General features: G+C 59.1%; 10 protein-coding genes. 3 read left to right on the top strand and 7 right to left on the bottom strand.

Features of this window, described 5'->3' with window-relative positions; all coding sequences use genetic code 11:
* Window positions 1–414: 414 nt before the first annotated feature.
* Window positions 415–1,374 carry an AEC family transporter gene (locus E1297_RS07315; protein ID WP_155135875.1) on the top strand — a complete coding sequence of 320 codons (960 nt, stop codon included), beginning with the start codon at window positions 415–417 and terminating at the stop codon, window positions 1,372–1,374.
* A 43-nt stretch (window positions 1,375–1,417) separates the two neighbouring features.
* Window positions 1,418–1,945, top strand: a complete 528-nt coding sequence (locus E1297_RS07310) for an ester cyclase (RefSeq protein ID WP_155135872.1) — start codon at window positions 1,418–1,420, stop codon at window positions 1,943–1,945.
* A gap of 75 nt (window positions 1,946–2,020) precedes the next feature.
* Here the strand turns inward: E1297_RS07310 and E1297_RS07305 are convergent, their stop codons facing one another.
* The 6 genes from E1297_RS07305 to kynB form a co-directional block, all read right to left on the bottom strand.
* The gene (locus E1297_RS07305; protein ID WP_155135869.1) at window positions 2,021–3,223 is read right to left on the bottom strand and encodes an ABC transporter substrate-binding protein; all 1,203 of its coding nucleotides are present in this window, start codon (window positions 3,221–3,223) and stop codon (window positions 2,021–2,023) included.
* 53 nt (window positions 3,224–3,276) lie between these two features.
* A complete protein-coding gene (locus tag E1297_RS07300) occupies window positions 3,277–4,239 on the bottom strand; it encodes a branched-chain amino acid ABC transporter permease (protein WP_155135866.1) in 963 nt (320 codons plus the stop codon).
* 13 nt (window positions 4,240–4,252) lie between these two features.
* Entirely contained in the window at window positions 4,253–5,125 is an 873-nt protein-coding gene (locus E1297_RS07295) for a branched-chain amino acid ABC transporter permease (RefSeq protein WP_155135863.1), read from the bottom strand.
* A gap of 9 nt (window positions 5,126–5,134) precedes the next feature.
* Window positions 5,135–5,842: an ABC transporter ATP-binding protein gene (locus E1297_RS07290; RefSeq protein WP_155135860.1), complete on the bottom strand. Its 708-nt coding sequence runs from the start codon at window positions 5,840–5,842 to the stop codon at window positions 5,135–5,137.
* Between the two features lie 2 nt (window positions 5,843–5,844).
* Window positions 5,845–6,609, bottom strand: a complete 765-nt coding sequence (locus E1297_RS07285; protein ID WP_155135857.1) for an ABC transporter ATP-binding protein — start codon at window positions 6,607–6,609, stop codon at window positions 5,845–5,847.
* Between the two features lie 64 nt (window positions 6,610–6,673).
* A complete protein-coding gene (gene kynB, locus E1297_RS07280) occupies window positions 6,674–7,297 on the bottom strand; it encodes an arylformamidase (RefSeq protein ID WP_155135854.1) in 624 nt (207 codons plus the stop codon).
* Between the two features lie 221 nt (window positions 7,298–7,518).
* Between kynB and E1297_RS07275 the strand changes: the two genes are divergently transcribed.
* Window positions 7,519–8,910 (top strand): L-serine ammonia-lyase, encoded by a 1,392-nt coding sequence (locus tag E1297_RS07275; protein WP_155135851.1) that lies wholly within the window; start codon window positions 7,519–7,521, stop codon window positions 8,908–8,910.
* A gap of 103 nt (window positions 8,911–9,013) precedes the next feature.
* Here E1297_RS07275 and E1297_RS07270 read toward each other — a convergent pair whose 3' ends face one another.
* Window positions 9,014–9,538: a hypothetical protein gene (locus E1297_RS07270; RefSeq protein WP_155135848.1), complete on the bottom strand. Its 525-nt coding sequence runs from the start codon at window positions 9,536–9,538 to the stop codon at window positions 9,014–9,016.
* Window positions 9,539–9,895: the final 357 nt, after the last annotated feature.

Raw genomic sequence — 9,895 nt, 5'->3', positions numbered from 1 at the left:
AAAAGTGCGAAAGATCTTTGACACTACCTCGCACAATAGTGGCTCCACAGCGCCTATCAAAGCCTCGTTCGCCAAGTCAAACCGTTCGACAGGCCTGTCCCGGCAGTCCGGATGCAAAGGCAAGGGCGGCGTTCCAACCAACAGATTTGCGGGAAGCGTCTTCCGCCACATTCGAAAGACCGGCAGATCAGCATCGATGAGTTGATGAAAAAGTGCCGCAGATCGCTCTTGGTAAAAATCCCCAAAGGCTACAATCTGGCACGCTCCAAACGAAAACACGTTTATCTTAAAAAACAAATTGAAAAACGGAATAAAACCAAGTGAAGATGCGTCATCCTGACAACTACATCACGCCGGTCAAATACATATCTTGGAGTAGCACTGCCTATACCCGCATTCCGCCAGGGATCAAAAATGGCAAGCCACCTGAATCCATTTGAAGTTACCTTTCCAATCCTCCTGATTGCAGCGATCGGCTATCTGGCGCGATTGTTTTTCAGGTTTCCCGACAATGCCGACCTGGTGCTGACCAGATACATTGTCTATCTGGCCGCGCCTGCCAGCCTGTTTCTTGCGGTCGCAGATTCCAAAATCAGCGACCTGTTGAACGGCCCCTTGATTGTTGCGACGATCCTCGGATACGCAATCGTCTTCGGTGCGATCATGCTGATCCATAACCGGGCCTTGAACCGTCCGATGAGCGACAGCGTCTTTGCCGGTTTCACGATTGCGAAATTCAATCTCATCATCGTCGGCCTGCCGTTGATCCTGGCCGTGGTCGGCGCCAGGGGCACACCGTCGCTGGTCATCAACGGATTTGTCAGCTACCTGCTTCTGACGCCGATCACGCTTTTCCTGCACGGCCTGTCCAGCAGGAGTTCCGAATCTGTCAGCGCAGCCAAGGCAACCCTTCACGTCTTGCTGGACACGATCAAGAATCCGCTCATCCTGGGCCCCTTGTTCGGTCTGGTATTTCTACTCCTTGGAGTGAAAGTCCCGCATGTCTTCCATGAACCGCTCGACATGCTTGGAAAGTCGATTGTTCCGGTCGGGCTGGTGGCTGTCGGCCTGTCCATTCGCGAAATCTCGCCTTCCGCGTGGAGCCTTGAAGTCTGGTTGATGGTCCTTGCGAAAGCGGTGGCTGCTCCATTGATCGTTCTGGGCCTTGTCCTCGCCCTTCGTCTTGATGCCTCCTCTTCGGTGTCCCTTGTGTTGCTGTTCAGCACCCCGACCTCGGCGGTGGCATTTGCTCTGTCCAAGGAGCTGGACGCCTATTCAAAGGAAACGGGCCAGATCGTCGTTCTGGGCACGATACTCGCCACGGTTACGATACCGGCCACTATATACTTGTGCCAAATTGTCTGGCCCATGTAACCGGTTCCGATTGTTCCGGCATTTCACCAAGGAGTTAGTCTAGATGTCCGATGACGACCTGAAGCTTCTGTCACGGCAGATCCTTGAGCATTTTTGCAATGGAAACGCGGACGGTCTGGACGGCATGGCAAACTCCGGTTTGCGCGTCCATTTTGCGCCCGGCGTCGTCTCGGCCATGCCTGCCCCGAAAAACAACAGGTGGCGGGATATCCTGTCAGCCTACGGGGAAGATTTCATCGCCAGGGATGATGACAGGGAACGTCATTTCAATTCGGCCGGAGCCGAAAACACCATGGATCTTGCCGAGCTGAGATCCCTTCTGACCTGTTATCAGGAGAATTTTTCCAATTCCCGTGTTGAAATCATCGGCCAGATTTCCGAAACCAATTCGGTATCGACCTGGTGGGCCATGACCGCAGAGCATACCGGCTCCCTGATCAGGGACGCGGGTGCAGGCAAAACCATCCACTGGAAGGGCGCCAGTCTTGACCGCTTCTCCGGTGGCAAACTTTCCGAAAGCCGTGTCGTCTGGAACAAGTACAGCTTCCTGAAGGGCCTGAAGATCGTTTGATGCCCCTTGCCTCCCGCAAAAGAAAACGGCGGCCCGCCGGGCCGCCGTCATCACGATTGAACCTTTGAAGGCCAATCACTTCATGTTGGACATGACTTCATAGCCGTTGGCGCCAACCTCGAACAGAGCATAGGTACCCGGCACGTCGCCGCTTTCATCAAAGTTGTGGTCTCCGGCAGCACCCTTGTAATCGATCGGCTTGCCTTCATCGATCAACGCCTTGGCCTTGGCCCACTCACCCGGCAGGATCGGTTCGCCTTCGCCGTTGGAGATCTCGCGCAGGGCATCTGCAACACCGGCCTTGTCGCCACCGGCCTTTTCGATCGCCAGCGCCAGCATGAACGCAGCGTCATAGGAGGTGTTCACGAAGATCGCGTCCGGATCGCCACCAGCCTCGGAGAAGGCTGCATTGAAGGTGTCGAGTGCTGCAGACTGCTCACCGACCGGAGAGGACGCGAAATAGGTGTTGAGGTTTTCAGCCCCCAGTTCGCTGATCACCGCATCGGACTTCATGCCGTCGCCGCCGACAAACTGCTCGAAGAAACCGTTTTCGAGCGCCTGACGCAGAATGGTCAGCCCGGTGCCGTCACCATAGTCGAAGATCACCAGCGTGTCGGCCCCGCCGGAGGCCAGATCAGCCAGGTTGGAGCGGTAGGAAGCCTTGCCGTCTTCATGACCGGCGAAGCCCGCAATCTTGCCGCCCTTGGCTTCGAACTCGTCCTTGAAGGAGTTCGCGAGACCGGTGCCGTAGTCGTTGTTGACATAGGCAACCGCGACAGAATCATAGCCCTGTTCATGCAGTGTGCGCGCCAGTGCTCGGCCCTGATAGTCGTCCGACGGCACGGTGCGGAACACAAGGCCCTTGTCGTCCAGTCCGGTGATTTCCGGGGACGTGCCCGACGGGGTCACCATGACAATACCGGCCGGAACCGTGACCGACCCGGCAGCCGCCAGAACTGCGCCCGAGCAATGCGGGCCGACGATGGCGCTGACGCCTTCGATGTTCACCGCCTTGGTTGCCGCATCCGTGCCGCCTTGCGGGTTGCAGGCACTGTCGCCGACGACGCCGACAAGCTTTTCGCCGTCCAGAATACCGCCCTGCGCGTTGACTTCGTCAATGGCAAGCTGTGCCGCGTCGATCATTGCCGGAGCCATGGCCGCAATCGGGCCGGACACACCGCCGAGCAGGCCGATCTTGACGTCGGCCTGAGCTGCGCCGGTTGAAAGCGCGGTTGCCGTCAGCAGGCTGCCGGCCAGTGCGAGCATCTTGAGTTTCATCAGTACTACCTCCACTTGTGTCCGGCTTGTGCCGGATTGGATCTGCGGACCGCTCAATGCGGACCGCTGTCTTTTGTCTGGCGAAGATCGCCGCGCAACGGTTCCGGCAAGATGCCTTCGGGCCGGAACCTCAAAACCAGCTGCAGGAGCAGACCGATCAGGAACAGGCGGACATATTTCGCCTTGACCGCATATTCATGCGGAAGCTGGTCCGTTGCAATCTCCGACATGGACCAGATGATCCAGACGACTGCAGCCCCCAGGATCGCGCCACGGTTGTTGCCCGAGCCGCCCAGGATCAGCATGATCCAGACGAGGAACGTCGCCACCATCGGATCTACCGCCTCGGGCGTGATCGAGCGGTTGAAATGGGCAAACAGGGCCCCGCCAAGACCCATCAGGGCCGCGCCGAAGATAAAGGCTTCCAGACGGCGGTACTCGATGTTCTTGCCCATCGCCCGGGCCGCTGCCTCATTGTCGCGGATCGCGCGCATCATTCGGCCCCAGGGCGCGTTGAACTGGCGTTCCACCAGCACATAGGCAATTGCCAGCACCACGAAGACCAGAACCAAATAGGCGGCAAGCGACGTTGTGTAGTCGAAATCGCCAAACGGACGCGGCAATCCCGTGATGCCGCGCGCGCCATTGGTCAGAGCCGGTTCGGACTTGATGACCAGACGGATGATTTCCGCAATGCCGATGGTCGCAATCGCCAGATAGTCGGAGCGAAACCGCAAGCAGATCTTGCCGATCGGCCAGGCAATCACGGCAGCGGCAATCATGGCCCCGATCCAGCCGACGAAGAACGGCATCTCGAAACCGCCCAGACGGCCGTCGGCCGGCGCACTGGTCAGGATCGCGGATGTGTAGGCACCGACCGCGAAGAACCCGGCGATACCGGCATTGAACAGCCCGGCAAAGCCCCACTGGATGTTCAGCCCCAGCGCCAGAAGCCCGTAGATGCCGATGAAAACGGCCAGAAACAGGCCGTAATTCAGGAGACCCATAAGTTCCATCAGTCCGTCTCCCTCAAAGAACCTTGCCGCGCAGCAGGCCGGTCGGCCGGACAAGCAGCATGATCAGCAGGATGACAAAGGCCATCGCCGCCTTGTATTCGCTCGGGATCACCAGAACCGAGAGCTCCTCGGCAATTCCGACGATCAGCCCGCCAAGCACCGCGCCCTCGACCCGGCCGACCCCGCCCAGAATGGCGGCGGCAAACATCGGCAACAGCATGTTCCAGCCCATCATCGACTTGAGTTCGGTGTTGATGCCAAGAAACACGCCGGCTGCCGCGCACAGGCCGCCCGCGATCACCCAGGTCAGCATGACAACCTTCTTGTTGTCGATGCCTGACAGCAAGGCCAGATTGGGGTTGTCGGACATGGCACGCATGGCCTTGCCCCATTTCGACTGGCTGAGGAACACCTGCAGCACGCCCACAAGCACCAGCATGGCCAGGATCGTGTAGATTTCCCGGTCCCGGATGCGCAGGCCGAAATAGTTTTCCGGTCGCACGATGCCCTTGACGTAACTCTCCGAATCCACGCCCCAGACGACCTGCACCACGGCACGCACCATCAAGGCGATACCGAGCGAGGCCATGACGGTGACGATTTTCGGCCGTTCACGCAGGTGTTCGTAAAACACCTTGTCGATCCCGACGGCAACCGCTGCCGTTGCCAGAATCGCGACCGGCAGGGCCGCATAAGGCGAGATGCCGAAGCCGGTCACCACGGCCAGTGCGATGAACCCGCCGAGTGTGGCCAGATCGCCATGGGCCAGATGGGCATAGCGCAGGATGGCAAAGACGAGCGTGATCCCGACCGCCCCGAGCGCGTAAATCGAGCCAAGCACCACGCCCGGCAGGATGTAGAAATTGATCAGTTCAAGAAAATCCATGTCGCTCTCTTACCCGCCCAGGAACATTTCGGCGACTTCACGATCGGCCAGCAGCTCAGCGCCCGTGCCCTCGTGCCGGTTGCGCCCCGCCGCCAGCACATAGCCGCGATCGGCAAAGGCCAGCGCCTGCTTGGCATGCTGTTCGACCAGCAGAATGGCAACGCCCGTGCCGCGCACATCGCGGCAGATCTGGAAGATCTGTTCCATGTATTTGGGAGACAGACCCGCGGTCGGCTCGTCCAGCAGCAGGAGCTTGGGGTCCAGCATCAGGGCCCGCCCCATGGCAACCATCTGGCGCTGGCCGCCCGACAGGGTGCCGGCAAGCGTCTTGCGCCGCTCTTTCAGATCCGGAAACAGGGTGTAGACCCGGTCATAGGCCGCACTCAGATCGCCCTTGCGCAGAAATGCGCCCATTTCCAGGTTTTCGTGGATCGACATTTCCCGGAAGATGTTGTCGACCTGCGGCACGTAACAGATGCCGCGCTGCACGATCCGGTTCGGGGCCCAGCCGGTGATGTCCTCGCCATCAAACCGGATGGCGCCGCCCCGGATCTTCAAGAGACCGAAGACCGCTTTCATGGCCGTCGATTTGCCAGCCCCGTTCGGGCCGACAATCACCACGATTTCCTGATCCGACACGCGCATGTCCACGGCTTGAAGAATGTTTGCATCCCCATAGCCGCCGGTAAGGGCGTCCATTGACAGAAGTGACTGCATGCTCACGCCTCCACGCTTTCGCCGAGATAGGCTTCCAGCACACGCGGATCGGAGCGGACGGTCTGGAACCCGCCCTCGATCAGAACCTTGCCCTCGGCCATGCACACGACCGGGTCGCACAGTTTTTCAATCATCTCCATATCATGCTCAATCAGGATGAAGGTGTAGCCGCGCTCCTTGTTCAGGATCTCGATCTTCTGCTCGAGCTTGCGCAGCAATGTGCGGTTGACCCCGGCAGCCGGTTCGTCAAGCAGAACCAGCTTGGCGTCGGTCATCATGGTCCGGCCCAGTTCCAGAAGCTTTTTCTGGCCACCGGAGAGATTTCCGGCGCGTTCATGGGCGATATGGGTCAGTTCCAGAAAGGCGAGCGTTTCATAGGCCTTGCGCTCGACCTCCTGCTCCGCCTTGCGAACCTTGCCCCAGGACAGCCAGTTGGACACAAGGCTTTCACCAGGCTGCTCCGGCGGCACCATCATCAGGTTCTCAAGCGCCGAAAGGCGGTCGAATTCGTGCGGGATCTGAAACGTCCGGACCAATCCCTTGTGAAACAGGGCATCGCTGGACAGCCGCGTGACATCTTCACCACGAAAGGTGATCTTTCCGGCCGTCGGCGGCATGGCCCCGGCGATCAGGTTGAACAAGGTGGTCTTGCCGGCGCCGTTCGGCCCGATCAAGCCGGTGATGCTCCCCTCGGCAACCGAAAAACTGCAGCCATTGACCGCACGGAACCCGCTAAAGTCCATAACGAGTTGGTCAAGCACTAGCATTTCTGCTCCTTGCCGCAATGGGCGGCATTTTATTGTTTTTGTTCCCATCCCCTGCCCCCGGCGATCAAAGCTTGCGCAAAACCGCTCTGACGGGGGCCGCGTCGAGCCCTTCTAGCTTCATTGGCAGAGCAATCAACTCATAATCACCCGGAAACACCTCACTGAGCGTGAGATTCTCCAAAATTCTCAGATTTCTTGCCCGCGCCACCATGTGGCTGGGCAAATCCTTGGAGGTTTCCGGATCGACGGAAGGCACATCGACGCCAATCAGCCTGACCCCGCGATCCACCAGCAAGTCCAGGGTTGCGGGATGGATCGCCCGAAACCCTGCGGGCCAGACCATCGGGTCAAGACGATCCGCCAGACGCAAGAGAATGCGTTCCGGTGCGTCATCGAGATGGCCGGAAATCTCTTCCGGCAGGCACAAGGGGCCTTGCCCCCGGGCATCAATCACCCGGGCGGGCCCGATAAAGGTCTCCAGAGGCAGTTCGTCGATTGCCGCACCGTCGGGATCATAGTGCAAGGGCGCATCGGCATGTGCACCGCAGTGGCAGGACATGGAGAATTCCGCGACATTCACCGGACAGTCCGGGCTGATCTGAAAAGTGGCCGAGGTCTTGTAGGGCGCATCCCCGGGGAAGACCGCCATGCCCGTCCGGACAACGGGGGTTATGTCTATCAGGTCCATCTCAACTGCTCCATGGTTCGCCGCCCTTTCCCGTTTCAGGCAACGAAGCCCGGGCTTGACAATTGCCGCCTTAAAAAAACGACATGAACCTAGCCTGTATACGTCTTTTTGCGGATTTTTCAGGACAGGATAGGTGACCTTTGTCAGAAATTACCCCATGTTCAGACTATGGTTTGAAAAACCGCCTGTTCCCATTCACTCAGACTTTGTGCCGGGCTCGCATGTTCATCAGCGTTTTCGACATCTTCAAGATCGGTATCGGTCCGTCCAGCTCCCACACCATCGGACCAATGGTGGCCGTCAACCGGTATCTTGAGAGGGTGCGCGCTATCCCGGATGTCGAGACGCGCGGCGCAAGGATCACCGTGACATTGCACGGCTCGCTGGCCTTCACCGGCAAGGGGCACGCAACCGACCGCGCCGTCTGCCTCGGCATGCTTGGGGTCCTGCCGCAGGATCTCGATCCTGACGGCATCGATCCGATGCTGGACGCGCTCAACACCCGCAAGGCGCTTGATCTGGATGGCATCCCCCCCCTCGGATTCGATCCGGACAACGATGTCATTTTCGATTACGGGCCGCCCCTGCCGCTGCACGCAAACGGCATGACCTTCAAGGTCCTCGATGCCGAGGGCGCCATGGTCGACGAGTTCGTTTTCTATTCCATCGGCGGCGGGTTCGTGGTCACCGAATCAGAGCTGAGGAACACCAGGAACACGCCGATTGCCGACGACACGCCGGATGTGCCCTATCCGTTCAGGAGCGCCAAGGAAATGCTGGCCATGGGCCAGTCGTCCCATTGCAGCATCGCGCAGATGAAAATGGAGAACGAGTGCGCCCAAAAACCGAAAGATGAGGTCGAAAAGGGCCTCGACGGGCTCTGGTCGGCCATGGACAGCTGCATCAACCGCGGCATCACCCAACAGGGCATCCTGCCGGGCGGACTGAGTGTCAAGCGGCGGGCGAGCGACATCTACCAGAAACTCATCCGCGAGGGCCGCACCAACCGGCCGTTCGAGCATACGGTGGTCGACTGGCTTGGCGTCTATGCCATGGCGGTGAACGAGGAAAATGCAGCCGGCGGACGCGTTGTCACCGCGCCGACCAACGGGGCGGCAGGCGTCATTCCGGCAGTGATGCGCTATTATCTCGACCATTGCCCCGACGCCGACAAGGAAGGCATCCGCACATTTTTGCTGACCGCCTCGGCGATCGGCGGGATCATCAAGTCCAACGCTTCGATCTCGGGTGCCGAAGTCGGCTGCCAGGGCGAAGTCGGTTCCGCTTCCGCGATGGCGGCCGCCGGTCTGTGTGCGGCTCTCGGCGGCACCAACGAACAGATCGAGAATGCTGCGGAAATCGCGCTCGAACATCACCTGGGCATGACCTGCGACCCGATTGCCGGTCTGGTTCAAGTGCCGTGTATCGAGCGCAATGCGCTTGGCGCGGTCAAGGCGGTCACCGCCGCATCGCTGGCCCTGCGCGGGGACGGAACCCATTTCGTACCGCTCGACGGCTGCATCGAGACCATGCGCCAGACCGGGCTCGACATGCGCGACAAGTACAAGGAAACCTCCACCGGCGGCCTTGCGGTCAACATCGTCGAGTGCTGAGCGGCCGGTCCATTTTCATTGCCGGCAACAACAGCATGCGGTCATGCCTCTCAAGACCGCATGCTGTTTGCGCGGCATGACACAGCCCGCCTTGGCAGACTGACTATTTGCCGGCACCGGCAGCGCCCGGAGCGGCCCCTCCGGGCAGGGCATCAACACCCGTTACAGCTATCGCGTAAACGGTATCCGGGTTGCTCCTCGGAGCGCGGCTACTGGCAATGAACTCCACAGCGCCGAGATTTTTCAGCTGTTCGGGACTTATCGCAAAGTTGGTTGCTTCGCTGGAGTCACGGGTTTTGCGCCACAACGATCCGCGCAGTTTGTTATTGACCGCAACATACGTCATCGGCGTTCCGGACTTGTCCAGAAGAACGACTTGGTCGTTGAACTGGACCGGAACAAAACGGTTGGCGTTGACATAGCGCGTGTCAAGCGTCGCAGTTCCGTCGGGTTGAATAACCAGTTGGAATGATTCTCCTGCCCGATGTCCAACCGGCAATGAACGGTCAACGATAATCGGCGCACCGGCAAAGCCCACATTCTCTGTCGCGGCAAATGCGGATGAGGACGTTGCGGCGATAAGAAGCGCCAAAGCACCGGCCAAAATCTTACTATGCGACTTGTTCATTTCACCACTCCGCATTCCAAGTAAACAGTTTTACTTGGGTTATTAATAATTTAGCTCGGATTTACGTAGGTTCTGCCTTTACTACGATCAACAAATTAACCAATATTTCACTCCCGCAGACGGTGGCCGGAGCAGGGATGGACGGGACGATAGTTCCTGTTTCGATGCGCTATTCTTAACCGGATATGATGCGGGCCTTTGCGCACCCATGATCCATGAACGACCGGTCAACGGGTGTTTCCGGGGGGAGGCCACGCTTGGATTGGGCCTGCGCAGCTGAACGCGCCAATTCTGCCCATTATCAGCTGTTTGGGATGGAGATGAAATGTCACGGAACGCCTTTCAAGGCGGTTTCCG

The sequence above is a fragment of the Roseibium sp. RKSG952 genome (assembly GCF_009711355.1).
This window is presented reverse-complemented; position numbering and strand designations above follow the sequence as displayed.